Source organism: Streptomyces sp. GLSS-08 (assembly GCF_056387915.1).
This window is the reverse complement of the sequence record NZ_JBWJAQ010000010.1, coordinates 170687-196405: the sequence shown is the minus strand read 5'-3', so window position 1 is coordinate 196405 and position 25719 is coordinate 170687. Positions and strand designations below refer to the sequence as shown.

22 protein-coding genes are annotated in these 25719 nt (G+C 72.0%); 9 read left to right on the top strand and 13 right to left on the bottom strand.

Going from position 1 to position 25719, the window contains the following annotated elements; all coding sequences use genetic code 11:
- Positions 1 to 53 precede the first annotated feature (53 nt).
- Positions 54 to 623 carry an AMIN-like domain-containing (lipo)protein gene (locus AC0ZLC_RS19850; RefSeq protein WP_476753303.1) on the bottom strand — a complete coding sequence of 190 codons (570 nt, stop codon included), beginning with the start codon at positions 621 to 623 and terminating at the stop codon, positions 54 to 56.
- 398 nt (positions 624 to 1021) lie between these two features.
- On the opposite strand from AC0ZLC_RS19850, the gene AC0ZLC_RS19845 reads away from it, so the two are divergent.
- Positions 1022 to 1444, top strand: coding sequence for a DUF6003 family protein (locus AC0ZLC_RS19845; protein ID WP_476753302.1), 423 nt, complete (start codon positions 1022 to 1024; stop codon positions 1442 to 1444).
- A 206-nt stretch (positions 1445 to 1650) separates the two neighbouring features.
- Here the strand turns inward: AC0ZLC_RS19845 and AC0ZLC_RS19840 are convergent, their stop codons facing one another.
- On the bottom strand, positions 1651 to 2010 hold the full coding sequence (locus tag AC0ZLC_RS19840; RefSeq protein ID WP_476753301.1) for a winged helix-turn-helix transcriptional regulator: 360 nt from the start codon (positions 2008 to 2010) through the stop codon (positions 1651 to 1653).
- A gap of 76 nt (positions 2011 to 2086) precedes the next feature.
- On the opposite strand from AC0ZLC_RS19840, the gene AC0ZLC_RS19835 reads away from it, so the two are divergent.
- Complete coding sequence (locus AC0ZLC_RS19835) at positions 2087 to 2977, top strand: NAD(P)-dependent oxidoreductase (RefSeq protein ID WP_476753300.1); 891 nt, start codon at positions 2087 to 2089, stop codon at positions 2975 to 2977.
- A gap of 122 nt (positions 2978 to 3099) precedes the next feature.
- Here the strand turns inward: AC0ZLC_RS19835 and AC0ZLC_RS19830 are convergent, their stop codons facing one another.
- Together AC0ZLC_RS19830 and AC0ZLC_RS19825 are read right to left on the bottom strand one after the other, a co-directional pair.
- A complete protein-coding gene (locus AC0ZLC_RS19830) occupies positions 3100 to 6006 on the bottom strand; it encodes an nSTAND1 domain-containing NTPase (protein WP_476753299.1) in 2907 nt (968 codons plus the stop codon).
- Between the two features lie 321 nt (positions 6007 to 6327).
- Positions 6328 to 7317 (bottom strand): ArsR/SmtB family transcription factor, encoded by a 990-nt coding sequence (locus AC0ZLC_RS19825; protein WP_476753298.1) that lies wholly within the window; start codon positions 7315 to 7317, stop codon positions 6328 to 6330.
- 316 nt (positions 7318 to 7633) lie between these two features.
- Here AC0ZLC_RS19825 and AC0ZLC_RS19820 point away from each other — a divergent pair, with 316 nt between their 5' ends.
- Positions 7634 to 9103 carry a glycosyltransferase gene (locus AC0ZLC_RS19820; protein WP_476753297.1) on the top strand — a complete coding sequence of 490 codons (1470 nt, stop codon included), beginning with the start codon at positions 7634 to 7636 and terminating at the stop codon, positions 9101 to 9103.
- A 140-nt stretch (positions 9104 to 9243) separates the two neighbouring features.
- Entirely contained in the window at positions 9244 to 9804 is a 561-nt protein-coding gene (locus tag AC0ZLC_RS19815; protein WP_476753296.1) for a glycosyltransferase, read from the top strand.
- Between the two features lie 217 nt (positions 9805 to 10021).
- Here the strand turns inward: AC0ZLC_RS19815 and AC0ZLC_RS19810 are convergent, their stop codons facing one another.
- Positions 10022 to 11383, bottom strand: a complete 1362-nt coding sequence (locus AC0ZLC_RS19810) for a vWA domain-containing protein (protein WP_476753295.1) — start codon at positions 11381 to 11383, stop codon at positions 10022 to 10024.
- A complete protein-coding gene (locus AC0ZLC_RS19805; RefSeq protein WP_476753398.1) occupies positions 11380 to 12237 on the bottom strand; it encodes an AAA family ATPase in 858 nt (285 codons plus the stop codon). The genes AC0ZLC_RS19810 and AC0ZLC_RS19805 overlap by 4 nt, the downstream gene beginning before the upstream one ends.
- Before the next feature lie 312 nt (positions 12238 to 12549).
- Between AC0ZLC_RS19805 and AC0ZLC_RS19800 the strand changes: the two genes are divergently transcribed.
- Positions 12550 to 12723, top strand: a complete 174-nt coding sequence (locus AC0ZLC_RS19800) for a CsbD family protein (RefSeq protein ID WP_476753294.1) — start codon at positions 12550 to 12552, stop codon at positions 12721 to 12723.
- 510 nt (positions 12724 to 13233) lie between these two features.
- Here AC0ZLC_RS19800 and AC0ZLC_RS19795 read toward each other — a convergent pair.
- Positions 13234 to 14226: an AraC-like ligand-binding domain-containing protein gene (locus AC0ZLC_RS19795; RefSeq protein WP_476753293.1), complete on the bottom strand. Its 993-nt coding sequence runs from the start codon at positions 14224 to 14226 to the stop codon at positions 13234 to 13236.
- Between the two features lie 397 nt (positions 14227 to 14623).
- On the opposite strand from AC0ZLC_RS19795, the gene AC0ZLC_RS19790 reads away from it, so the two are divergent.
- Positions 14624 to 15298, top strand: coding sequence for a hypothetical protein (locus AC0ZLC_RS19790; protein ID WP_476753292.1), 675 nt, complete (start codon positions 14624 to 14626; stop codon positions 15296 to 15298).
- 10 nt (positions 15299 to 15308) lie between these two features.
- Here AC0ZLC_RS19790 and AC0ZLC_RS19785 read toward each other — a convergent pair whose 3' ends face one another.
- Positions 15309 to 16313, bottom strand: a complete 1005-nt coding sequence (locus AC0ZLC_RS19785; protein WP_476753291.1) for a LysR family transcriptional regulator — start codon at positions 16311 to 16313, stop codon at positions 15309 to 15311.
- 121 nt (positions 16314 to 16434) lie between these two features.
- Here AC0ZLC_RS19785 and AC0ZLC_RS19780 point away from each other — a divergent pair, with 121 nt between their 5' ends.
- Positions 16435 to 17682 carry an MFS transporter gene (locus AC0ZLC_RS19780; protein ID WP_476753290.1) on the top strand — a complete coding sequence of 416 codons (1248 nt, stop codon included), beginning with the start codon at positions 16435 to 16437 and terminating at the stop codon, positions 17680 to 17682.
- Between the two features lie 40 nt (positions 17683 to 17722).
- On the opposite strand, the gene AC0ZLC_RS19775 is transcribed toward AC0ZLC_RS19780, so the two are convergent.
- Both AC0ZLC_RS19775 and AC0ZLC_RS19770 read right to left on the bottom strand, forming a co-directional pair.
- Positions 17723 to 18220, bottom strand: coding sequence for an HIT family protein (locus AC0ZLC_RS19775; RefSeq protein ID WP_476753289.1), 498 nt, complete (start codon positions 18218 to 18220; stop codon positions 17723 to 17725).
- 108 nt (positions 18221 to 18328) lie between these two features.
- Positions 18329 to 18748: a MarR family winged helix-turn-helix transcriptional regulator gene (locus AC0ZLC_RS19770; protein ID WP_476753397.1), complete on the bottom strand. Its 420-nt coding sequence runs from the start codon at positions 18746 to 18748 to the stop codon at positions 18329 to 18331.
- Positions 18749 to 18955: 207 nt separating this feature from the next.
- Here AC0ZLC_RS19770 and AC0ZLC_RS19765 point away from each other — a divergent pair, with 207 nt between their 5' ends.
- On the top strand, positions 18956 to 20407 hold the full coding sequence (locus AC0ZLC_RS19765; RefSeq protein WP_476753288.1) for an MFS transporter: 1452 nt from the start codon (positions 18956 to 18958) through the stop codon (positions 20405 to 20407).
- A 111-nt stretch (positions 20408 to 20518) separates the two neighbouring features.
- On the opposite strand, the gene AC0ZLC_RS19760 is transcribed toward AC0ZLC_RS19765, so the two are convergent.
- The gene (locus AC0ZLC_RS19760; RefSeq protein ID WP_476753287.1) at positions 20519 to 21178 is read right to left on the bottom strand and encodes a YceI family protein; all 660 of its coding nucleotides are present in this window, start codon (positions 21176 to 21178) and stop codon (positions 20519 to 20521) included.
- A gap of 697 nt (positions 21179 to 21875) precedes the next feature.
- On the opposite strand from AC0ZLC_RS19760, the gene AC0ZLC_RS19755 reads away from it, so the two are divergent.
- Entirely contained in the window at positions 21876 to 22022 is a 147-nt protein-coding gene (locus tag AC0ZLC_RS19755; RefSeq protein WP_476753404.1) for a hypothetical protein, read from the top strand.
- A 118-nt stretch (positions 22023 to 22140) separates the two neighbouring features.
- On the opposite strand, the gene uvrA is transcribed toward AC0ZLC_RS19755, so the two are convergent.
- Both uvrA and AC0ZLC_RS19745 read right to left on the bottom strand, forming a co-directional pair.
- Positions 22141 to 24609, bottom strand: coding sequence for an excinuclease ABC subunit UvrA (uvrA, locus tag AC0ZLC_RS19750; RefSeq protein WP_476753286.1), 2469 nt, complete (start codon positions 24607 to 24609; stop codon positions 22141 to 22143).
- Positions 24610 to 24791: 182 nt separating this feature from the next.
- Entirely contained in the window at positions 24792 to 25493 is a 702-nt protein-coding gene (locus tag AC0ZLC_RS19745) for a ScbR family autoregulator-binding transcription factor (protein ID WP_476753285.1), read from the bottom strand.
- Positions 25494 to 25719: the final 226 nt, after the last annotated feature.

The window sequence follows — 25719 nt, the reverse complement described above, 5'->3', positions numbered from 1 at the left end:
GGATCCGCGGGACGGTGCGTGGCGAGCGTGGCCGGAGTACCAGGCGTGCCGTCTCACCAGGTGTGCGCGACGTCCACCACGAGCCGGTCGTCCAGCTGCAGCACGCGGAACGGCAACCGCGCCCGCACGCCCAGACCGAGCTGGGTGTCACCCTCGAAGCTGCCGGCGAACCGCGTGTCCCTGAACGTCTTGTAGCCGGTGAGGTTGACACCGGGAAGCGGCTGCGCCGCCTGCCCCGGGTAGGTCGGCGAACCCGTCTCCGGGTCGTAGCTCGGCGCCCCCGCGCGCACCTCGATCACGGCACCGCCGCCGACCGGGATGTAGTGGCCCGAGCCGTCCTGATACAGCCGGTCCACGTACTGGACGTGGTAGCCGAGGCCGCTGGTGCCCCCGCCGGGGATGTCAAGCACCATCCGGTCGAAGCACTCGTGCCGGCCCGTTCTCACGTCCGTCAGCGATGCCGAGGTGGTCGCGGCCCCGCTCTTCGGGCCGCTGCCCCAGGCCGTCGCGCAGGCCGCCGCCCGCGTCGTAGCCGCACCCGCGGCCGCGGCCGGAACGGCCGTCACTCCCAGTCCCCCGGCCGCGAGTACGAGCGCCGCCATTGCCATACCGCTCCTGCGCATGACATCCCCCTGTCGGTTCAGTGCCGCCCCGCCCCGTGCGGGCGGCTACGAAAATGAGACAGTCCGGCGGCGTGAAAGGTTGCGTTCCGTGCCGAAGTTCGCCGGGTCATGTCGTGGAGTCCCGGCGGGGAAGCCGGCCCAGCCGAACGCATGTCCGGATCCGGGGTCGGGGTCGCCCACATGTACGTACGGCCAAGTCCCGGTCTTGCCACCTGTTCACAGCAGCCTCGCGCCTCGCTTGCCCAGTCGCCGCAACGGACCTCCCCCGAAGAGCACACCGTTGCCTGCGCTCTCACGCGGAATGTCGCCACTGTCGGTTTCATCCCGCCGCTATGCGACGGCCGCTACGGGGTATAGGGCCGCCAACAGCACTACCCACCCCCCGTTAGGAACCGAGAATGACTGACGACGCCTACCTCGTCCTGTTGGACGGCGCGGCCGCGACGCTCGGGGTCCCCCCGGCAGCCGTAGGAGACCTGGCGTGTCTGGAGACCCCCGCCGTCCAGGCGTGGCTCAACGCGCAGGGCATCACTGCGGCGTCGCCGCAACTGCGTCTGCTGCCGCCGGAGGAGACCTCGGCCGTCCCGGAGGACGCCGAACGCCTGCCCGTCCCCCTCAGCGACGAGGAGCTGAGCCTCGTACGCAACCAGTCCGCACCTCAGGACATCGCCCGGCTGGAGCAGGAGCTGCTGGCCTACCGTTCCTGCACCGACGGTCGCGACGCGCTGCTGACGCGTGCGCTCGCCGCCGGGGTGCCGGCACACCGCGTCGCGGAACTCACCGGTGAAGAGCTGACGGCCGTGAAGGCCGCCTGCCGCTGAACGGTCTGCTTGCCGTTGCGCCGGCCGACCGGGGCGTGCCGGACGGATGTTGCGGCACGCCCCGGTGGCGGTGGCAGTGGGATCCGGTCACGTGGACCGCAGGCCCTGTCGACCTGCGGTCCACGCCGACGGGTCCCGGTGGCAGATCGCCGATCTCGGCGTTCCTCGGAACGACGCCCGTCCCACGGGCCTCCACCGGAACCGGCTCAGTGCGGCCCGTCGAACTCCTCGGCCGCGGCGGGCCGCCCGCCGAGCAGGTGCTCCCTGCCCCAGGCGCCCAGAGGGGCGAGCGCCTCGTTGAGTGAGACGCCGAGGGGGGTGAGGGCGTAGGTGACCCGGCGTACCGCTCCCCCGAACGTCTCCTCCCGGAAGACGATTCCGTCGTCCTCCAACTCCCGCAGATGCGAGGTGAGGACCTTCTCCGTGACGCCTGGGATCCCGCGCCGCAACTCGCCGAAGCGGCACGGCGCCTGGTCCAGCGCCCACAGGATGAGGACCTTCCATTTACCGCCGACCACGTCGATCGCCGCGTCGATGCCGCACACGTACGTGTCCCGCCTGGTCATTCGCTCACCTTAAGGCAACCACCCACAAAACAGTGCGTACTTGATCACGGTCCGGGCGCGGACGAGTCTGATCGGCATGCACACCGACCCCACCGAAAAGACCCCTGTCACCCTCCTCGGCCTCGGCGACATGGGCAGTGCCCTCGCCCGTGCCTGGCTTGCCGCAGAACATCCCCTGACCGTCTGGAACCGCACGCCGGGCAAGGCCGTGCGACTGGCCGAGGAGGGCGCCCGGGTGGTGGCCACCCCGGCAGACGCGGTGGCTTCGGCCACCGGCCCCGTCGTCCTCTGTCTCCTGGACGACGCCTCCGTGGGTGACGTCCTGGACGGCGTCGACCTGGGCGCCAAGGACCTGGTCAACCTGACCACGGGCACGCCGTCCCAGGCACGACGGCGTGCCCACTGGGCCGGGCAGCGCGGGGCTCGTCTCCTGGACGGCGGCATCATGGCCGTTCCCACGATGATCGGCCGGCCGGCGGCCGGGGGATACGTGTTCTACAGCGGCGACCGCGAGGTGTTCGAACAGCACCAGGAGGTGCTGCGGGCCCCCACCGGTGCGCGGTTCGTCGGCGCCGACCCCGGCCATGCCGCGCTGCACGACGTCGCACTGCTCAGCGCGATGACGGGCATGTTCGCCGGTATCACCCACGCGTTCGCCCTCACGCGGCCGGAGAACGACGTGGACCAGGCGCGGTTCGCCGATCTGCTCACGGAATGGCTCGCCGCCATGGCGGGGGCCGCCCAGGGCATCGCCGCACAACTGGCCAGCGGTGACTACACGGAGGGGGTCACCTCCCACCTCGCCATGATGGTGACGGGCAACGACACCCTCCTGGCCACCGCGGCGGAGCAGTCCGTCGACCCCCGACTGCTCGCCCCGTACATGGAGCTGATGCGCCGACGGGTGGCTCAGGGGCACGGAGACGAGGGCCTGGCGGGGACGGTCGCCCTGCTCAGGAACGAGTAGGGGCCGACCGCGACGGCACGGATCCTCGACGGACGGACCCGCCGGGTGGGAGTGGCCGGCGCGGGGACCTCTTGGACGCCGCCGAACTCCTGCGGGGTGCTGCCATGCGGAGGGTTTCCGCCTCACCGGCACGGCGGACGGTACGGGATGCCCGCCAGGTACCTCCGCCACGCGGCTCGTGTGATGTCCGGTCGGCCCTGGGCGCAGGCGTGGGCGATGACACGGGGGAAGTCCAGTGGCAGCACCCGCACCATGCCGTCGTAGACACCGGAGAACAGCGTGCCGCCGTCGGGTGAGAAGCGGAGGGAGGAGACCGCGGTGCGGTACCCGGTGAGCTCGATTCCGCGTCGGGGGTGAGCCAGGTCGGTGATGTCCCACGAGCGGACCGTACGGTCGTCGCTCCCGGTCGTCACGGTGTGCCCGTCGGGGCTGAACGCGACGGCGCCCACGACGTCGCTGTGGCCGGTGAGCGCCGCGACCTCGCGGGGCCGCCGGTCGCGCACGGACCACAGCCGGACGGCTGCCTCCCCGCCGCCGGACGTGGCAAGGACGTCCTCCCGCGGGCTGAAGGCGACGGCGAAGACGCCGAGGTGGTGCGCCCGCCAGCGGGCCAGCCGGACGGGCGCGCGGGGAGCATCCACGTCCCAGAGCTGTACTCTCTCGTCCTCGCCGGCCGTGGCCAGGGTGTGCCCGTCCCGGCTGAAGGCGACGCAGCGCACCGTGTCGGTGTGGCCCTCCAGCACGCTCAGGCGTTTCGGGCGCCGCGGGTTCCCGGTGTCCCACAGCAGGGTGGTGCGGTCGTTGCCGGCGCTCGCCAGGGTCCGGCCGTCGGGGCTGAACGCGAGCGCGCGGATGCTGCCGGTGTGGGCGATGGTGGCCGACAGCAGTTCCGGGCGTCCCGGGTCGCCGACGTCCCACAGCCGGATCTTCCGGTCGGTGCCCGCGACGGCCAGGAGGTGACCGCGAGGGCTCATCTCCACGGCGTGGACGGTGGTTTCGTGTTCCGGCAGGGTGGTGAGGAGCCGGGCTTTCGACGGCCGGCCCACGTCCCACAGCCGTACGGCGCCGTCGCCTCCCCCCGTGGCCATCGTCCCGCCGTGGGCCGCGAGGGACAGCGAGAGCAGTTCGCCCCGGTGTCCGGACCACGAGGGCATGAGCGTGCTGAGCAGACTGTCCCTGGTGGCGCGGGTGGGTGCCAGCCGGTGCGCGACGAGAGCGAGTTGCACGGCGAGGGCCGGGTGCTGTCCCGCGAGCTCGGGGGCCCGGGCCGCCGCGTTCTGTGCGACGGCCCCGTTGCGCTGCCTGGTCATCTTCTCGTTGGCGCGCATGGCGTACGCGGTCATCGCCATGGTGAGCATGAGCAGCGCGGCAAGTGCGGTGACCAGCATCCGCATCCGGCGGGCGCGGCGGTGTGCGGTCTCGGTCTCGGCCCTCTCCGCAGCGGTTCCGGCCTCCAGGAAGGCGTGCTCCCGCCGGGTGAGCTCGATGCCGCCGGAGTCCGCCGCCAGCTGTCGGCCCAGTGCGAGACGTGCGCCCCGGTACAGGACTCCGGGGTCCCGGCCCAGGGACTCCCACACCGCCGCGGCCTCCGTGAGCCGCCGGTGCTCACGCAGTGTCTGTCTGGTGCCGGTCAGCCAGCCGCGCAGCCTGGGCCAGCCGCGGATCAGCGCCTCGTGGGTGATTTCCAGCCGCTGCCCGTCGAGGGTGATCAGACGGGACTCGGCGGCGCGCTCGAGAACGACCCGGGTGTCGTCGTCCGGGTCGAGTTCGCTGCGCTCGACCCGGCGCTTGGTGTCCTCCGTGCCCTCGCCCGGGGCGGTGAGTCGCAGGAAGACCTGGCGGGCGACGACCCGCCGGCGGGCGTCGAGCGCACCGTAGAAGGCCTCCGCCGTCTGCGCGAGCGAGCCCTCCACCCCACCGGACGCGCGGAAGCCGTCGAGGGTGAGCTGGTTGCCGCGCCGGCGCTGCCAGGTCTCCAGGAGCACGTGCGAGAGCAGCGGCAGTACCGCCCCGTGGCCCTGGGCGTGTGTGACGAGGTGGGTGAGCAGCCGTCCCTCCACCCGGCACCCGGCCCGGGCGGCGGGTTCGACAATGGCGCGGTGCAGTTCGTCGGCGCTCATCGGACCGACGGTGACCTGGGCGTCGCGCATCGCCTCCACCAGTTCGGCCTGTTCGGCGCAGTGGGAGTAGAAGTCGGCGCGTACGCCGATGACCACCCGGCAGCGGCTGTTCGCGGCCCGGGCGCAGTGGACCAGCGCGGTGATGAAGCGTGTCCGCTCCTCCTGCCCCCGGCAGACGGTGAACAGCTCTTCGAACTGGTCGACGACGAGGACGGCCTCGGCGTCCGGCCCTTGTTCCGCGGCGATCCCGCGCAGCGTCCGGTGCAGGTTCCGCGGCTCGGCGGTGAAGTCCCGGTGGAGTCGGCCCGGTGTCGTCCGTGCCGGCGCGGCGAGCAGGATCGCGGCCTCCTCCACCGGGTGCGGTCCCGGTGTGAGGAGGAAGACCTGGCGGTCGAGGGCCCGAAGCCGGGGCAGCAGTCCGGCGCGCAGGACCGAGGACTTCCCCGCGCCCGACGCCCCGAAGACGGCGACGAACCGCTGCTTCGCCACTCGGGCCACGAGGTCGTCCACGAGTCGTTCCCGGCCGAAGAACCAGGGGGAGTCGTCGGCCTGGAAGGCGGCCAGCCCGGCGTACGGCGCGCGCCGCCGGCTCTCGGCGTCGTCGCGCTCCGGCTCCGGGGCGTCCCGCAGCGCGTCCTTTGCCGCGAGTTCCGTGGCGACATCGTGCCAGCGCGGCTCCCACCGGTCCGGGTCACCGCCGCAGGCGCGGACGTACGCCAGTGTCACGTCCAGGGAGGGGAGCCTGTGCCCGGCCGCGGCGCCCGAGAGCGTGGCGACGGAGAAGTGGGCGATCCCCGACAGGGTGCGGTAGGAGGGGCTGCCGGCGTCGTGGCGCAACTGGCGCAGGTCCGCGGCGAACCTGCGCAGCGCCGCGTTCCCCTGCGGGAGCGGCTGCTCCCTGCGCGGCATGGGCCGACCCCCTCACGCTCCACGTGCTCACGACCGTGTCCGCCACTCGGCGAGTGCCGACCCGATGATGGTCCCGTGCGCTCGGCGGTGCCGGGCGCGGCCTGCGCGGAAAGGCTCGATCGCGCCGTGGGGCCGGGGTCTCGTCGTCCGCCGTACCGAGTTCCCTGAAGTGCTTGAGGGAAGCGTCCCCTTCTGCGGCTCGGGCGAATCGTCTCGTGCGGGCGTGCGGGCGTGCAGGCGTGCGGGCGTGCGGGCGTGCGGGCGTGCGGGCGTGCGGGCGTCCGGGCGTCACGGCGCAGGGCGTCGGCGGTGTCGGCGGTTTCAGGGCGCCAGGACACCCAGCAGCTGTTCGCCGCGCCGGGTCAGCAGAAGCCGTACCTGCCGGCCCTGACGCTTGCGGCGGACGAGTCCGGCCGCCTCCAGCAGCTTGCAGTGATGCGTCGTGGCACCGGGCGCACAGCTCAGCAGGGAGCTGACCTCGCCCATGGTCAGCCCCCGGTGCGCGAGCCGCATGACCCGGGCGCGCATCCCGCCGAGAACCGCGTCCAGCGGATCGAGGGCACGGCGACTCGTGGTGGCCGCGCCGGACACCGAGTCCCGCAGCCCCGGCACGGGGTAGCCGATCCAGCTCGGGCCCCGTCGGCCGAGGGAGAGCACGGAAGCCGTGGTGCCGGACACCAGGGGCACGAGCAGGAGCCTGCGGTCGGCGAGCTCCAGCGGGCCCCGGTCCGCGGGGCCGCCCGGCAGGGCCAGGCCCTCGCCGGTACGGCGGACGCGCGGGCCCAGACGCGCGAGCGCCGAGTCCAGCGTTCCGGTGACCGTGGCGACGCCGATGCGTTCCGCCTCGAGTTCGATCAGGTGTCGCGACCGTCGCCACATCGGCGCGAAGGCCGCCCAGACGCCCGCCGTGGCCGCGACGAAGCCGTGGACGAACGGCGCCGGCCCGTCGAGTACACGTTGCCAGGCGTGCGGAACTCCGTCCGGGAAGCGCTCGGTGACCTCACCGGCGAGCTGTTCCGGTGTGACCGCGGCGATCCGGTCGAGCTGCGCGGCCACGGGGTTCGGGTCGAGCGGGAGGGGCGACATGCAGTCCGGCAGCCACAGCCCGCGGGGCTCACACGCGGGGCCCAGCGCCCGTGCCGCGCCGCTCGGGCACGCGGCACGGGCCGCCGACCGCCATCCCGGCGGTACACCCTGCGCCGCCGCACCGAGCGCGTCGGCCAGCAGCGAGAGCACCGTGGGCAGGGGCTGCCTGCCCACGGAGACTTTCAGATCGTCGGCCGAACCCAGCCGCAGCACCGTTTCGCGCACTGCCCCGTCCCCCGTTTCCCCGCATACCCCGGCCGCTCGCCACCGGTGCGGACGGGCCTTCGGTCTTCCAGCCCTACCAGGGGGGCGTTGTTCACGATCCGACGCGGAACGCCGAACAACGCGACGCGAACAACAAGCTCCACGCAATTCGTAAGAAAGCAGCGTTTCGACCGGTTTCTCCGGATCACCCTGGGGGGACAAGGCCATGAGGGCCTCCAAAAAAAGGCCGAGTACGTCAAGAACGTCATGTAGCGGAGAACGATCCGCGTCGGGCTCCGAACGAGCGGTGGACCTGAATCCCAGTGGACGGACTGCCATGGCACAGCTCTTCTTCTCTCCGCACGCGACCGCCGGGGAGGCGGCGCTTCCGGAGGTGGCCCTCGCCCCCGCCGATCCCTCTCTGCTGAGAGACACCATCGGGCCCGAGCGTGCGGCCGGCCTCGGAGCGGCGGTCGGCGGCCTTCGCTCGGTGCTCGGTGCACGCCGTGTCATCGACGTGAACTCCACGACGGCCGGCGGCGGAGTGGCCGAGATGCTCTACCGGATCGTGCGGTACACGCGCGGCGCCGGGGTCGACGCGCGGTGGTTCACGATCGAGGCCGATCCGACGTTCTTCGCGCTCACCAAGCGGCTCCATCATCTCCTGCACGGCCAGGACGCCGCGGGTCCGCCTCTGGACACCCACGCCACCGCCTACTACGCGGCCGTCGGTGAACGCAACGCGCGGGCGCTCCTGCGGTCGGTGCGGCCCGGAGACCTCGTCACCCTGCACGATCCCCAGACGGCCGGCCTGGCTCCGGCGCTGCGGCGAGCAGGCGTACGAGTGGTGTGGCGCTCGCACATAGGAAGCGACGCGCACAACGAGTTCACCGACCGGGCGTGGGCGTTCCTGCGGCCCTTTCTGGACTCGGCGGACGCGTTCGTGTTCTCGCGCGCCCAGTACGTGCCCGGCTGGCTCGCGGAACGGCAGGTCGCCGTGATCCAGCCGTCGATCGATCCCCTGTCGGCGAAGAACCGGCCGCTGGACGACCACGCCGCCGCCGCGATCGTGCGCCGGATGGGTCTGCGTGCCGGCGGCCGCGCCCACGAACGGGCTTCCTACCGGCGCGGGGACGGAACCGTGGGGCAGGTCCGTCGCAGGCCGGTCTGCCTGTACAGCGTCTCCCCTCCCCCGGCCGAGGCTCCGCTGGTCCTGCAGATCTCCAGGTGGGACCCGCTCAAGGACATGGCCGGGGTGCTGAGCTCCTTCGCCGCGGGCGCCGCCGCGCTCGACGGGGCGCACCTCGCGCTGGTGGGACCCGATGTCAGCGGTGTCAGCGACGACCCCGAGGGCGGGGCGGTGTTCGCCCAGTGTGTCGACCTGTGGGGCCGGCTGCCGCTTCGCAGCCGCTCCCGGATCCATCTGGTCTGCCTGCCGATGGCCGACGCCGAGGAGAACGCGGTGACCGTCAGTGCCCTGCAGCAGCAGGCCACCGTCGTCGCGCAGAAGAGTCTCGCCGAGGGGTTCGGGCTGACCGTGACCGAGGCCATGTGGAAGAGCCGTCCGGTCGTCGCGAGCGCCGTCGGCGGCATCCGCGACCAGATCCAGCACGGTGTCCACGGCATCCTTCTCGACGACCCGCACGACCGCGTGGCCTTCGCGGCACACGCCGGCGGGCTGCTCCAGGATCCCGGCCGGGCCGCCGCACTCGGTGCCGGAGCCCGGCGCCGCGCACTCGAACACTTCCTGGACGACCGCCAGCTGTGCCAGCAGTCCGCCCTCTACCGGAGCCTCGCCGTGGCCTGAGCCGGACGCGGGGCGTCGCCTGGCCCGTGGGGGCCGGCAGCTGTCGGAGCGGGCCGGCGGGCTCACCGGTACCTGGCACCGGGGCGGCATCCTGGGCTCCGCTGGTCCTGCAGATCTCCAGGTGGGACCCGCTCAAGGACATGGCCGGGGTGCTGAGCTCCTTCGCCGCGGGCGCCGCCGCGCTCGACGGGGCGCACCTCGCGCTGGTGGGACCCGATGTCAGCGGTGTCAGCGACGACCCCGAGGGCGGGGCGGTGTTCGCCCAGTGTGTCGACCTGTGGGGCCGGCTGCCGCTTCGCAGCCGCTCCCGGATCCATCTGGTCTGCCTGCCGATGGCCGACGCCGAGGAGAACGCGGTGACCGTCAGTGCCCTGCAGCAGCAGGCCACCGTCGTCGCGCAGAAGAGTCTCGCCGAGGGGTTCGGGCTGACCGTGACCGAGGCCATGTGGAAGAGCCGTCCGGTCGTCGCGAGCGCCGTCGGCGGCATCCGCGACCAGATCCAGCACGGTGTCCACGGCATCCTTCTCGACGACCCGCACGACCGCGTGGCCTTCGCGGCACACGCCGGCGGGCTGCTCCAGGATCCCGGCCGGGCCGCCGCACTCGGTGCCGGAGCCCGGCGCCGCGCACTCGAACACTTCCTGGACGACCGCCAGCTGTGCCAGCAGTCCGCCCTCTACCGGAGCCTCGCCGTGGCCTGAGCCGGACGCGGGGCGTCGCCTGGCCCGTGGGGGCCGGCAGCTGTCGGAGCGGGCCGGCGGGCTCACCGGTACCTGGCACCGGGGCGGCATCCTGGGCACGAAATCCGCCGCGATCGCGCTGGACGCCCGCACCGTCGACAAGGTCGCCGAACCGGTGAACGCCTACACGGACGCCCTTCCACTCCCCCTCTCCCGCTGACACCCGGCCGAACGGCGTTCAGACGGGCAGCAGGCGGGCGATCAGGTCACCGAGCTGCCGGGCGTTGCGGCACTCGTACATGTTCACCAGCTCGGCGTAGGAGAGCGCCGCGGAGTCGCCGGTGCCCCACTGGGACCGCTGCTCCGGGTTCAACCAGTAGAAACGGCGGGCCTGGCCGGCGAGCCGGCGCACGGCCGGCAGATTCGGGTCGCTCATGTTCGTCCGGGCGTCACCGAGGACGAAGACGGTCGTACGCGGCCCCACGGCAGCGTCGTACCGCTCACTGAACTCACCGAACGCGGCGCCGTAGTCACTGCTGCCGTGCCAGCCGGTCAGCGTGGCCTCCGACCGGATCCGGCCGCTCAGCCCCTCGGGGTCGGCGGCGCCCCGCACGAGCAGACCCGTCACCTCGTCGATCCGGTTGACGAAGGCGAACACCCGCACCTTGCTGAACTGGTCGTGCAGCGCCTGTGTCAGCAGCATCGTGAAGTCGGAGAAGCCCGCCACCGAGCCCGACACGTCGCACAGCAGGACGAGTTCGGGGCGGGCGGGACGGCGACGGCGAAGCACCGGCCGCATGGGCACCCCGCCGGTCGACAACGACCCGCGCAGCGTCCGCCGCAGGTCGACGGTCCCCCGGGAGGCGCGACGGCGCCGTGCGGCGAGACGCGTGGCGAGTTTACGCGCCAATGGCTGAACCACCCTGCGCAGTTCGGCGAGTTGATCCCGTCCGGCGAACAGGAAGTCGACCCGGTCCGCGGTGGTGACCACCGCCCGCCGCGCGATCCGGTCCCGGCCGCGCCGTTCCGCCACCCGACGCCGCGCCTCTGTGACGACCTGCGCCCGGAAGGCCTGTATCCGCCGTCGGACCTCGTCCTCCAGCAGGCGGTCGGCGAACCCCGCTCCCCCGGCCTGGGCCCTGACGGTGTCGCGCACGCGCGCCATCAGCGTCTGCGGACGCAGCCGGTCCAGTGTCTGGTACGAGGACCAGCCGTCCGAGCCCGGCGAGGAACCGTAACCGCCGAAGCCGTCCACCGCCTCCACGGCCAGCTCCGCCAGCACCGCCCGGTCGTCCGCGGCGAGCGCGGCCACGAGCCGGTCCCGCAACTCCTCCCGGTCGGCGGGCGTCTCGACGTCCGCCACCCCGACCCGGCGAGGGAAGTACACGTCGAAGACCGGGTCGAACACCGCCCGCTGCCCCGTGCTGTGGAGCAGCGTGGCGGCCAGTCCCTCGCGCAGCCGCTCCCGGTCGGCGAGACCGAGCGCCTCCAACGCCTGTGCGGCGTCCACGGTTTCGCCGGTGCCGATGCCGACGCCGTGCGAGCGCAGCGCGGCGACGAGACCCGTCAACCGCTCCGCCACACCGGCCGGGGCGTTCACACGGCGTCCAGGTCGAGCTTCGCCGTCGCCTTGAGGACGTCGTCCTGGTGCTTGAGTATGACGCCGAGGCTGTCGCGTACCACCGCCTCGTCGAGGGTGCCGGCGCCGAGTGCGAGGAGGGTGCGCGCCCAGTCGATGGTCTCGGCGACCGACGGGACCTTCCGCAGGTCCATCTCGCGCAGCGCGCCCACCACGCGCACCACGGACTCCGTCAGCGCCTCGTCGAGGTCCGGCACCTTCAGCCGCACGATGCGGCGCTCCAACTCCTCGTCCGGGAAACCGATGTGGAGGAAGAGGCAGCGCCGGCGCAACGCCTCCGACAGCTCGCGGCTCGCATTCGACGTGAGCACCACGAAGGGGCGGCTCGTCGCGGTGATCGTGCCCAGTTCGGGAACCGTGACCTGGAAGTCACTGAGCACTTCGAGAAGCAGGCCCTCGACCTCGATGTCGGCCTTGTCGGTCTCGTCGATCAGCAGGACCTTCCGTTCGTCCCCGCGGATCGCGGTCAGCAACGGCCGGGGCAGCAGGAACTCCTCGCTGAAGATGTCCGTGCGCGCCTCGTCCCAGGTCTCGTCACGGCCCGCGCTGATCCGCAGCAGCTGCTTGGCGTGGTTCCACTCGTACAGTGCCCGGGACTCGTCGACTCCTTCGTAGCACTGCAGGCGGACCAGCTCTGCCCCGGCGACCTGGGCGACGGCCTTGGCCAGTTCCGTCTTGCCGACGCCCGCGGGGCCCTCGACGAGCAGCGGCTTGCCGAGCCGGTCGGCCAGGAAGACCGTGGTGGCGACGGCCGGGGAGGCGAGATAGCCGGTCTCGGCCAGCCGCGCGGACACGTCGTCGACGGATGTGAACAGCAACGGGGCCTCCAGCGCGGCGTGAGCCTGTCGGGGTCGAAGGAGAGGGAGAGGTCGGACGAGCACTATCTAAGCGCTTGTTCACCTCCGCTGTCACGGGGGACGAGCCACGCGGTCACCGCACGATCCACGCGGTCACGTGGGACGGGCCATGCGGTCACGTGGGGTCGGCCACGGACGGGCGAATCCCTCGCGCGTCGCGAGCCGGCAGACCTGCGGTCCCGCCACACGGGCAGGCATACGGCCCCAGGCCGCGGTTTTCTTCCGGGGCCCCGGGCAGTCGGTTCGGTGACTTCCCGAGAAAGGACCGACATGAGCGCCGGAGAGAAGGCCAAGGCCAAGACCGAGCAGGTCGTCGGTAAGGCCGTGCGGAAGGCGGCCCACGCGACGGGCGACGAGACCACCGCCGCCAAGGGTGCCGCGCTGGAGACCCGGGGCAAGGCCCGGGACGCCAAGGAGAAGTCGAAGGACAGCTTCAAGCGCTGACCGAACGGGCGCAGGGACGCACGACGTGCGTGCAGCCGCGTGCAGGCCGATGGCGCGCAGCCGGGTTCTCCGGCTGCGCGCCGTCGTCGTCCCACGGAGGTGCGGTACGAGCCTCCCGCCACGCACCCGGCGGGTGGGCCACCCTGCCGGTGTCCGATGCCTCCCCGGCACACGACCCGTGCGCCGACGCCGTCGCCGCCGACCGGCCGCTCCCCTGCCGGTCGCAACGCCCCCGGACCGGCTGCTCGCCTGCCGCTCGAGACGTCCCCCTCGCCGCGAGCCTCCGCGGAAGCACCCGATCACGTCGAGGGCGACAGCAGCCGAGTGGTGGGGACGCGACGAACACCGCGACGCCGGTCCGGCGCCGTGCGCGCCGGAGCCGGGCCAGGACCCCCGTACCCGGCCCGCTCCAGACGCTCGCACGCCCCCCCGGCCGCGGTGATCACAAGCATGCACGGGCGCGGGACCGCCTGTCGTTGGCCGACAGTCCACAGTCCCTTGGCTGTGGGTCTACTGCCCGGTGCCGCGGCCGGCGTCCGACCCGAGCGCCTGGTGGCGGAGTTCGCTCGGCGGAACGCCGTAGGCGGTGCGAAAGGCCCGGCTGAACTCGGCGGCGCGGGGGAACCCCCACCGGGCGCCGACGGCGTGGACGGGTTGCGTGCGCAGGGCCGGGTCCGTGAGGTCGCGGCGGGCGTTGCGCAGTCGCTGGTCCCGGACGTAGGAGGCCACGGTGACGCCCTCCGCCTGGAAGAGGCGGTGCAGGTAGCTGCGTGAGATGTGGTGCGCGGCGGCGATCCGGGCGGGTGTCAGTTCCTGGTCGCCCAGGTGATGTCGTATGAACGCCTTGATGCGCAGGGTCAGCGTCCGGCTGTGGGTCTCCGGTGGCAGCCGCACGTCGGATTCCATCCCGTGTGCCGCGAACGCGGTGACCAGATCCGCGACGACCGTGCCCAGCCGGGGTGCGTCCGACGGCTGGAAGGAGCCGGCGTCCGACGCCACCTGGACCAGGAACTGGCGCAGCAGGGCACCGAATCCCTCCCGGCCCGATATCCGGCGCCCGATCATGCCGTCCGTCTGGTGGGCGGGCAGCGCGACCAGCGCCCGCGGGATCTCGACACCGATGCTGCTGACCGGGCCGGGGCCGGTGAAGATCTCGTACGACCGTGAGGAGCAGTTGACGTGGAAGTCGTGCGCGCCGTACGCGACGTCCCGTCCGTCCCAGGTGGCGGCTGCCTCTCCGCGCAGCAGGAGGGAGAGGTGGAGGACCTCGGGGTCGGACCGGCGGATCAGTTTCGCTGTCCGGCGGAAGACCAGCTGGTCGAACGTCGCCGGCCAGATCGTCACGTCCCCGAGCTGGATCAGCCGTTGCTGGGCGCGGTAGTCGGCCGTGCGGTCACTGGCCAGCTCCATGGGTGCGTGGGTACGGCCCAGTCGCTCCGTCCAGGCCTCGAACCGGTCGCTCACCGGAAGATCTACGGTGCGGAAGACCGACTCGTGCAGCACGGCCGTAGTCAATCACACGGGTGATGGTGGAGCCGCTCGGGGACCGTGGACCCGCCCCGCGGGACGTCCGCGGGAGCGTCCTCGTCGCGAGGGGTGCGCGGGCGAGAACAGGCCATGCCGTCCACCGACGGCAGGGTGTCCAATACATGCGGTCTGTTGAGCATTCGTCACCGGCGCCCGTCCGGGTTGCTGTGGGAGCGGCATCTCGCTCGCGGTCCCCGGAACACCTGTGCCAACCGCGACCCGGCCCTCGCAGGCGGTGGACTCCTCACGCATAATCGACCATCCGGTGACGCGCGAACAGGTCGCGCGAACGTGCAACTGCGGGCGGCCGAAAGTCGTCCTTCCGGTCAAGCCGTTGAGGCACACGGATTCTTGGACACCAGGGGGACGAACGATGAACCAGACGCCGACGAAGAGGCGCCGCAGACCGGGCACCCTGCGCGCTGCCGTGCTGGGAGCGTGCGTGGTGGGGGCGTTGGCCCTCACCGGGTGCAACGGCGACGGCGGCGCGGAGGGCGCCGGCAGCGGCGCGAGCGCCACGAAGGCGGGCGGCGCCGGCGGCACGGAGGCGGCCACCGGCGCGGCGAGCAAAAAGCCCGGAGCGGGTGCGAAGGCCTCCGCGGGTACGGGCGGGAGCGCGAAGTCCCCCGGCGCCGCTCCGGCCGCGTCGAAGTCCCCCGCCGCCACGCCGACGGGCGCGGGTGGCGCCGACGACGACGGCTGTGACCACAAGATGCCCATCTCCCCGGACGAGATCGCGGTCTACCGCTACACCCCGGAGGGGGGATCCCTGAGCCTGATCGTCAAGCACGGCAACTGGGGTTGCGGCTCGCCCGACTCGGACGGCGCGCCGTTCGAGACCGTCGGCAAGGAGACCTTCATCCCGATGGACCAGGCCGCGGACGTCACCGTGACCAACCCCATCGTGGAGAGCACCGAGAACCAGCACATCGGCGTGCAGGAGTTCCTCGACTGGCTGGAGGCCCACCCGAACTCGGGTCTGGTCTTCACCTACCACCTCGGTGCCGACGGTGCCATCGACCGCCTCGACGAGGTGTTCACCCCCTAGGTGCCGTCGGTCACGACGGTGTCGGCGGCGGTCGTCGAACCCCTTCGAGGACCGCCGCCCCCGTTCGAGGACCGCCGCCGCGGCGGGGTGCCGGTGCCCAGGACGGCCGCCAGGTCGTCTCCGGGAGTGGTGCCAGGCTCGCGAAGTGGTCGATGATCGCCCGGAGTCCGGGGTGCGGGTTCGCACGGGGGAGGATGAGGGAGAGCGGGTAGGCGATCGTCGGATTCACGATCGGGATGCGGCGCAGGTCGTGGTGGGTCGGCCAGATGTACCGGTCGCGCGAGCCGACGAGGGTCGCCACGTCCGCGGAGTCGGCCAGGATGTCGAGGAGTACCTCGTTGCCGAAGTTCGGGCCCGCGGCGTCGACGCGGAGGTCGAAGCCGGTGGCGAGCTGGTCGTAGAAGTCCGCCCATTCGCTGCGCGGCGCGATGCCCGGCACCCAGATCCGGTGCCGGCGCAGCCGCAACGGCGTGAGCGTGCGCGCGGCGGCGAGCGGGTGTTTCGGGCCGACGAGGAGTTCCAGCGGTGAGTCGAACGCGTGGATCATCCGCACGTCGGGCGGTAGTTCGGCCGGGTCGGTGACCGAGCGGAACGAGGCGTCGATGTCGCCGGCCTGGACGGCGGCGACGGCCGTGCGTGGGTCGTTGCCCTTGAGGGTGACCACGTCGAGGTCGGTTTCGGGATGCGAGCGCCAGTAGTCGTGCAGGACGACGGCCTGCGCGGACCTGAGACCGAGAACGTCGATCCGCAGGGCCCGCGAACCCGGCCGGATCGCGCCGACGGCGCGGTCGACCCCTGTGACGATGCTCCGGGCGTGCGGGAGGAAGGCCTGGCCGTCGAGTGTCAGCTCGACCCCGCGGGCGGTGCGGGTGAACAACCGGACGTCGAGCTCGCGCTCCAGGGCGGCGATCCGCTTCGACACGGCCTGTTGCGTGACGCCGAGTTCGTCGGCCGCGTGCCGCAGCTGTCCCAGCTCGGCCGCGCGGACGAACGAGCGCACCGCCTCGGTATCCATGGAGGCAGCATAGAGGCGCCCAACCGACGGTTGTGGCTCGCCCGGGATGCGGTTGTTTGATCCTGCGGCGGCGAGGCCGATGTGATGGGGGGACTCGAACATCGGTTGTGGCGGGGGGCGCATGGGCGCGGGGTTGGGGAGCGGTTTCGGCCTGCTGTGGTCGGCCTACGCGGTCAGTACGTACGGTACGTGGATCGCCTTCGGCGCGTTCCCAGTGATCGCGGTCCGGGTCCTGCACTCGTCGGCGTTCGCCGTGTCGCTCCTGGAGGCGGCCGGGCTCGCCGTGGCGGCGCTCGTCGCGTTCTCGCTCGGGCCGTGGGTGGAGCACCGGGCCAAGCGCCGCGTGATGATCACGATGGACCTGGTCCGGTTCGCCGCGATGGTGAGCGTCCCGGTCACGTACGTCCTCGGCCTGCTGTCGTACGGCCAGCTGCTGGTGGTCTCGGTCGTCTCCGGGACCGCGGGTATCGCCTTCACCGCTGCGTCGGGTGCGTATCTGAGGTATCTCGTCCCTGGCGATCGCCTTCTGGTGGCGAGCGGGAGACTCGAAGGTACGAGCTGGGTGGCGATCGCGGCGGGGCCGCCCCTCGGCGGTGCGCTCATGGGGGTGCTCGGCCCGGTCGTCACCGTCACGGCGGACGCTTTCAGCTACCTGCTGTCGGCGCTCGGGGTCCTGCGCATCCGCGGCGGCGATGTCGTGAAACCTCGCGAGCGGGTCACCAGGGTGCGCGGAGCCGAGCTGCTGGGCGGGTGGCTGTTCATCCTCCACGATCCCACTCTGAGGCGCCTGTTCCTCAACTCGATCCTGGTCAGCGGCCTGATCATGGCCACCGCCCCGCTTCTGCCCGTCCTCCTGCTGGGGCAGTACCACGTCCCGGCCTGGCAATACGGTCTGGCCTTCGGCGTGCCGGCTCTCGGCGGGTTCGCGGGTGCCCGCCTCTCGCCGCGCCTCGTGACCCGCTACGGCCGGCACCGGATCATGACCGTCTTCGGCCGGCTGCGCTCGCTCTTCCCGCTCGGGCTCGCCCTGGTCGGTCCCGGCGTCCGCGGGCTCCTCACCGTGATCATCGTCGAGGGGCTGCTGATCACCTGTATGGGCGTCTTCAATCCCGTCTGCGCCAGGGAGCGCCTGCAACGGACACCCGCGGACCGCACGGCCCGGGTCCTCAGTACCTGGAGTGCCGTCAGCAAGCTCGTGCAAGCTGTACTGATGGTGCTCTGGGGCCTTCTCGCCACCCTCACCAGCCCGCTCACGGCGATCACCGCGTCCGGCGCTCTCCTGCTCGCCACCCCGCTGCTCCTGCCCGGACGGGTGCACCTGTCCGCCCGCGGTCCCGCCGCGCCGGCCGAGGACGTCGGGGCCGCGTGACCCCTCTCCCGGGCGCTCCGCGTCCGCCCGTCGGGGCGCGTCAGGGACGGCCGCGACCGGGTTCCGCGGTTTCCTCCTCGTCCGTACGACCTTGGAGGCGGGCTCGCAGGGAGTGAGCCAGGCGGTCCGCACGCTCGGCCGGGACCTGCTCCGCCTCCGGGCGGCCCAGCAGGGCGAAGACGCCCGGCCCACGCTGCTCCCGAGGAAGATCCGCGCCGCGGGGCACGATGTGGAAGTGCACGTGGGCGAAGCCCTCGGCCTCGGCGAACTGGACGACGTACGTCTTGGCGCAGCCGGTCACGTCCCGCAGGGCGCGGGACAGCCGGACCTGCCACATGCCCAGGCCGGCGGCCTCGGCGTCGGTGAGTTCGTGGACCGCTGTCACGTGGCGCCGGGGCAGCAGCACCAGCCATCCCGGCAACGCGGTGCCGACGGCGTGGGCCACGCGCCAGTACTCGTCACTCGCGATGCGCTCGCGCGACGGAAGTTCCTCGAACCGCGCCTCGGTGGCGCACGCGTAGCAGTCGGGGCTCGTCATGGACCGAGAGCGTAGAGCCGCGCGGCACGGCGGGCTCCGCGAGGACGGGAACCGGTCTCGCCGGCCCGGGCGGCACCGGCGCACCGCGGCACGGCGCCCACCGTCCCGTCACGGACGCGGCCAAGGGCGCCCGCCCAGGCGTTCGATGTCCGTGTTGAAGCGCCTCAGGTAGGCGGCGAAGGCGGCGATGTCCTCGTCCGGCCAGTCGGCCATCACCTGGTCCAGCGAGTGGATGATGCCTTCGCGTTCCTCGTCGAGGAGACGCGCGCCCTCGTCCGTGAGGCGGAACTTGCGGGCCATGCCCCCTTCGGGGTCGGGGATGCGTTCCACGAGTCCCGCGCGCATCGCCGCGGCGGTCTGCCGGTTGAGTGTGGAGGCGTCGAGCCCGAAGGCGTCGCTGAGTTCACCGATCGACATCGGCCCCTGCACGCGGATACGGCTGAGCAGGATGTAGGCGCTGCGTTCCAGCAGCCCGCCCTTGCGGCGCCCGCTTCTGTGGTGCATGAGCCCGTGGCGGCTCAGCAGCATCTGCTCGTACTCGACTTCGTGCGTGGGCTTGACCACGTGCCTGTTGCCTCCTGCGTCCGCCGGTCCGGTGGCACGTCACGTCTTGTCGTGCCCGGTCCGGCTCCATCCTCTCATGGCCATGTGCCCCGTACACGAGACGTGTTGGATACATACGACATGTACGATGCACATTCCCGTCCGACAAGCACCTCACTCAGGAGTCCCGCCATGGGCGCCCCCCAGCCGTCAGCGCGCACAGGAGGCGTGGTCGCCACGCTCGCCTTCGCCGGCATCGTGGCAGCGATCACGCAGACCTTGGTCACCCCGCTCATCGCGGAACTGCCGAAGATCCTGCACACTTCCCCGTCCAACTCGGCGTGGGTGATCACGGTCACCCTGCTCGCGGCCGCCGTGTGCGTGCCGGTCTCCGGCCGCCTGGGGGATCTGCTCGGCAAGCGCCGCATGCTCCTGGCGTGCTCCATACCGCTGGTCGCGGGTTCGGTGGTGTGCGCGCTCGCGTCCTCCGTCGTCCCGATGATCGTCGGGCGCGGCCTTCAGGGCATGGGCATGGGCATGGTGCCGCTGGGCATCGCCCTGCTGCGAGACGTCGTCCCCGCCGAGAGGCTCAGCTCTTCGATCGCGCTGGTCAGCGCATCGATGGGCATCGGCGGCGGCCTCGGCCTGCCCATCGCCGCGGCGGTCGCGCAGTACGCGAGCTGGCGGGTGCTGTTCTGGGCCTGTGCCGTCCTGGCCGCGGCGATCGCCGTACTGATCTGGTTCCTGATTCCCGACGTGCCGGCCGGCGCGAAGGGCCAGCGGTTCGACGCGCCCGGAGCGCTCGGCCTGGCCGTGGGCCTGGTCTGCCTGCTGCTCGCGGTGTCCAAGGGCGCCGACTGGGGCTGGGGTTCGGCTACGACGCTGGGCCTGTTCGTCGCCGCCGTCGTGGTGCTGGGTGCGTGGGGCGTGTGGGAGCTGCGCACCCGGGACCCGCTGGTCGATCTGCGCACCACCGCCCGCCCCCGCGTGCTGTTCACCAACGTCGCTTCGGTCTTCGTCGGTTTCGGGATGTACGCCAGCATGCTGGTCATCCCCCAGTTGCTGCAGTTCCCCGAGGCCACCGGCTACGGTCTGGGCCAGTCGATGCTCGCGGCCGGTCTGTGGATGGCCCCCGGCGGCATCATGATGATGTTCGTCTCGCCGCTCGGCGGAAAGCTCACCGACGCCCGCGGCCCCAAGTTCACCCTGATCTGCGGGGTGCTGGTCATCGCCGCGGGCTATGGCCTGTCACTGGCCCTGCTGGGTTCCGCCTGGGGTCTGATGCTGGTGTGCATGGTCATCAACAGCGGCGTCGGCCTCGCCTATGGTTCGATGCCCGCGCTGATCATGAGCGCGGTGCCGCTGTCGGAGACCGCCGCCGCCAACGGCTTCAACACCCTCATGCGCTCGCTCGGCACGTCGATCGGAGCCGCGGTGATCGGTGTCGTCCTCTCCCAGCTCACCACCCCCATGGGCGGCTACAGCTTCACGTCGGAGGACGGTTTCCGTACCGCTCTGCTGATCGGCGGCGGCGTCGCCCTGGTCGCCGCCGTGATCGCCGCCCTCATCCCGGCCGTCCGCGCCCCGGAAGCGGGCGGCCGGGCCGGTGCCGCGACGCCGGACCAGGCCACCGTGGAGGCCTGACAGGGAGCCGGAGGCGCCACGGACCGCGTCAGCCGTCGCCGGCTGACGCGGTCCGGTCCACACGGCCTCGCCGACGGCCGCAGGGTGGCGGGCCGGGCCGGTCCGGTCCGGTCAGCCGACGGGGGTGGTGCGGATGGCGGCGATGTCGAACTGCAGACGCACCTTCTCGCTCACCATGGCGCCGCCCTCCGCCAGCCTCGTGTTGTACGTCAGTCCCCAGTCGGAGCGGTTGATGGTGGTGGTGCCGTCGAAGCCGGCCCGTTCGTAGCCGAACGGGTCGACGACGTGCCCGATGTAGGTGAGTTCGAGGACGACGGGACGCGTGACGTCCTTGATCGTGAGGTCGCCGGTCATGCGGTAGACGTCCGGGCCGGCGAGCTCCACGGACGTACTGGTGAAGGCCATGCGCGGATAGGTCCTGGCGTCCAGGAAGTCGCGGCCGACCAGGTGGGCGTCACGTTGTTCCACACCGCTGTCGACACTCGCGGTGAACAGCACGATCTCGGCCCGCGAGCGCTCGGGGTTCCGCCCGTCGAAGTACATGCGGCTCTGGTACTCGGTGAAGGATCCCCGCACCGTGGTCACCATGGCGTGCCGGACGGAGAAGCCGATCCGGCTGTGCGCGGGGTCGATGACCCACTCCCCCGTCAGAGCCGCCAGGCGGGGGTCCGGGCGGACGGCGGAGCCGGACGCCGACACGACCGCCGCGCGTTCGTGCGGGGCCGGGGAGATCGTGCGGCGCGGTGAGGCGCTGCGGGTGAACAGATTCATAGGTCATCTAGTTACTCGACGAGCAGTATTCCCGCAAGGGTTTCCTGCCCGCGGGATTTCCTCCGGAGCCGTAGCGAATAGCGCGCACACCACTCCCCCTTACGGTAAATTCACCGGATCCGCACACAGGAAGCCGGAATACCGGGAGGATAAGGGGGCACCGCCGAATTCCACCTACGGACGTTTCGCCGACACGGAGGACGACGGCCCAGGGGGGCACCAAACACCCATACGCGACCTTTCCGCTCCTGTGGAGTCGCTCTCGGGCACGGCTGAACCAGTGGCGGATTTGAGGCTCCGCCCGTCTTCGAGATGGCACGTTTCATGATCGATGCGAATCCTGCACGGCCGAGACAAACAGGCGGCCCGGCTTCGCTATGGGGGATCCCGCGCATCCGCGAGCCGAAATGCGCGCACAGTCCGTTTTCGGCGGGAACCACCTCCGCATGTAAAAGAAGCGTGGAGGAAAGGCATCGGGGATCACGAAGCAGCCCGTTCCACCGGCGCGGACGTTCACGCCGGCCGACGACGTCGCGCTGACGCCGCTCCGCGGCCTGGGCGGACGGGACCACGGTCCGCCGACGCGGTATCGGCCGTACGGGTCGGGGAATGGACCAGAATCCGGTTACCCCGCGTCAGTGGGGTACACGGGCAGTGCACGCATCCGCTGCAAGGACCCCGCCACAGGAGGAACGTCGTGCCAGGCATGATGGAGAAGATCAAGCAGTTCGCGAAGAGCCCGCAGGGCCGGCGCACCGCCGAGCAGGTCCGCCGCGCCTCCGCCGACCCGCGCCGCCGGGCCCAGGCACAGCGGCTTCTGGGCAAGCTGCGCGGGCGGCACTGACCTCGGCCGGACGGGTGCCGCCGGTGGCGACCGCCGGCGGCACCGGCGATGACGACGGACCCCGCGCCGGCCGGGAAGTCCCGGCGCCGGCGGCCGAAGTGCTGGTGTCGGCCGCCGCTCATGAGCGCGACAGTCTCGACGCCAGGTAGGGCGCGGTGGCACTGCGCCGGGATCTCGCCACTACGGCGGGAGTTCCGGTGGCCACCACCCGTCCGCCCGCGTCCCCGCCGCCCGGCCCGAGATCGATGACCCAGTCCGCGGTGGCGATGGCGTCCAGGTCGTGTTCCACCAGGACGACGGTGTTGCCGGCGTCCACGAGGCGGTGCAGTTGCCGCAGCAGCAGAGCGACGTCCGCCGGGTGCAGTCCCGCCGTCGGTTCGTCGAGCAGATAGAGGGCGTGGCCGCGCCGGGCGCGCTGCAGCTCCGTGGCCAGCTTGATGCGCTGGGCCTCACCACCGCTGAGTTCCGTGGCGGGCTGGCCCAGCCGCAGGTATCCGAGCCCCACCTCCCGGAGCGTCTCCAGGCTTCGCGTGGCCGCCGGGACCCCGGCGAGGAACGGAGCGGCCTCGTCCACGGACATCGCCAGGACGTCCGCGATGTTCTTCCCGCGGTAGGTCACCTCGAGCGTCTCCGCGTCGTACCGCGCGCCGTCGCAGGCCGGGCACGGCGCGTACGTCCCGGGCAGGAAGAGCAGTTCGACGGCGACGAACCCTTCCCCCTGGCAGGTCTCGCACCGCCCCTCGGGGACGTTGAAGGAGAACCGGCCGGCCTGGTAGCCGCGCGCCAATGCCTCGTCCGTCGCGGCGTACAGCTTGCGCACCGCGTCGAACATCCCCGTGTAGGTCGCCAGGTTGGACCGGGGAGTGCGCCCGATGGGCCGCTGGTCGACCCGCACCAGCCGGTCGAAGGCGTCGAGGCCCGAGGCGTCCCGCACCTCGACCTCGGGCCCCGTCTCGTCGAGGTCGTCGGTTGCGAGTCCGAGATGCGCGCGTACGACTTCGGCGAGGACCTGGGTCACCAGCGTCGACTTGCCGGATCCCGACACCCCGGTCACCGCTGTCAGCACGCCCAGCGGCACCTCGACGGACATGTCGCGCAGGTTGTGCCGGGACACCCCGTCCAGGCGCAGTCGCCCGGACGGTTTGCGGGGGCGGCGAGCGCACGGTTCGGCACGGCCGAACAGGTGACGGGCGGTGGCCGACTCCCTCACCCGCTCCAGGCCGGCCACCGGCCCGCTGTACAGCACCCGGCCGCCGCCCTCGCCCGCACCGGGGCCGATGTCGACGACCCAGTCCGCACGTCGTACGACGTCCATGTCGTGCTCCACCACGAACAGCGAGTTGCCCGCGGCCTTCAAACGGTCCAGGACGTCCAGCAGGGGTTCCGCGTCCGCCGGGTGCAGCCCCGCGGACGGCTCGTCGAGCACGTAGACGACTCCGAAGAGTCCGGAGCGCAGCTGGGTGGCGATCCGCAGTCGCTGTGCCTCTCCCGGAGAGAGCGTCGTCGACCGGCGCCCGAGACTCAGGTATCCCAGGCCGAGGCCGAGCAGCACCTCCAGGCGCGTCACCACGTCGGCGCAGATCCGGATCGCAGCCTCGGTCCGCTCCGCGGGCGGGACGCTCCCCGTGGCGGTCCCGGTGCCGGACAGTCCCGCGACGGGCCGCAGCAGCGTCACCAACCCGGCGAGCGGCAGCGCGTTCACCTCGGCGACGGTGCGGCCCGCGAAGGTGACCGCCAGCGCCTCCGGCCGTAGCCCGCTGCCTTCGCACTCCGGACACGGCACGCCGCGCACGAACCGCATGGCCCGCTCCCGCATCCGCTCGCTCCTGGAGTCGGCGAGGACGTGCATGACGTGTGCGCGGGCGCTCCAGAACTTTCCGTGGTAGCCGTGGTCGACGCGGCCGGGCTCCGGCTCGATCAGCACGGAGGGCTGCTCGTCGGTGTAGAGCAGCCAGTCCCGGTCCTTCTTCCCGAGCCTGCGCCACGGCCGGTCGACGTCGATGCCCAGGCCGCTCACGATGCTGCGCAGATTGGCGCCCTGCCAGGCACCCGGCCAGGCCGCGATCGCCCCGTCGCGGATGCTCAGCGAGGGGTCAGGTACGAGGAGGTCCTCGGCGACGTCGTGGACGACGCCCAGCCCGTGGCAACGCGGGCAGGCACCGGCGGGGGTGTTGGGCGAGAACGCCTCCGCGGCCAGCCGGGGTGCGCCGGGCGGATGGGTTCCGGCGCGCGAGTACAGCATCCGCAGCAGGTTGGACAGCGTGGTGAGGGTGCCGACCGTCGACCGTGAGCCGGGAGTCCCTCGGCGCTGCTGGAGCGCCACGGCGGGCGGCAGCCCGGTGATCTCCCGGACGTGGGGTGCGCCGGCCTGCTGCAGCAGCCGGCGGGCGTACGGTGCCACGGATTCGAAGTATCTGCGCTGTGCCTCGGCGTAGAGCGTGCCGAAGGCGAGGGAGGACTTGCCCGAGCCGGAGACACCGGTGAAGGCGACCATCGCGTCCCGGGGGAGGTCGACGTCCACGTTCCTCAGGTTGTGCTCGCAGGCGCCCCGCACGCGCACGAAGGAGTCACTCGGATCGTTCGTCACCCCTCCTGCCTACCCGACCGGCCGGGGGACCGCGCGAGCGGTGCCGCCGTGCCGGGGTGGCCGGTGACGGGAGGTGGTGCGGGGTGGCGGGGTCCGGGCAGTGCTTTTTTCCGCATGCCCGGTCCGTTTCGGCAGTCCGGGTGGCGCATCCCGGACAGGCCGGTGCCGGCGGTCCTGGCGGATCAGACCGTGGCGCCCACGGGGCCCTCGTCCTTCTGCCGCGCTGCTGAGGCCTCGGCCTCCTCGGGGGTACGGATGCTCGCGGCGCCCAGTTCGCCGGCGCGCTCGGCCGTGATGACCAGCCTGCCCAGCACCGCGGGCACGGCGATCGAGGGCAGCAGGTGCTCGAACAGCGTCACCACGCGGGTCTCCAGATCCTCGCGACCAGCGAGGATCTGCGAGTACACCTGCACCCCGGTCCACGCCGCCGAGAACAGCCAGGCACTCTCCTCCGGGTCGACGTGCGGCAGCAACTCCCCCTGTCTCTTGGCCTCCTGCAGGAGATACCGGCACGCGTCGATCCACTGCGTCAGGGCCGCCGTGCCGAACTGGGCCCGCATGTCCTGTTCCAGCGACAGCCTCGCCACCGCGCTCACCATCGGGTCGCGGCGCATCTGATAGGCCACCAGCAGGCCCGTGTCCACGAACTCCTGAAGCCGGGAAGCCTGCGGTACGACGGACACCGCGGCGAACTGCTGTCCCAGCACGCCTTCCGCCAACGCCTGCTTGGAGGGGAAGTGGAAGTACAGGGCTCCCTTGGTGACGCCGGCCCGGGCCAGCACCTCACCGATCGTGGCAGCCTCGTAGCCGCGTTCGTCGAACACCGCCGCCGCGGCGTTCAGAATCGCCAGCTTCGTACGGACCGCACGCTCCTGACGCGCCACCAGACCTCCCGAAGTTCACTTGTGTACAACCATCCGCGGCGTCCGCGCGGGACGACGCCAGTACAACCATGGGTGTTCTACTGCCTTCCTTTACACAAACAAAACCAGGTAGTCCGTATTTTCACAAGCCACTACTCCCTTCGGTACCGGATGTCCAGCAACTCCGACGCCGTCTCCGGACCACTCCCGCCACCCTCCGCACGTCGGGCAACACGGTAAGCAACCA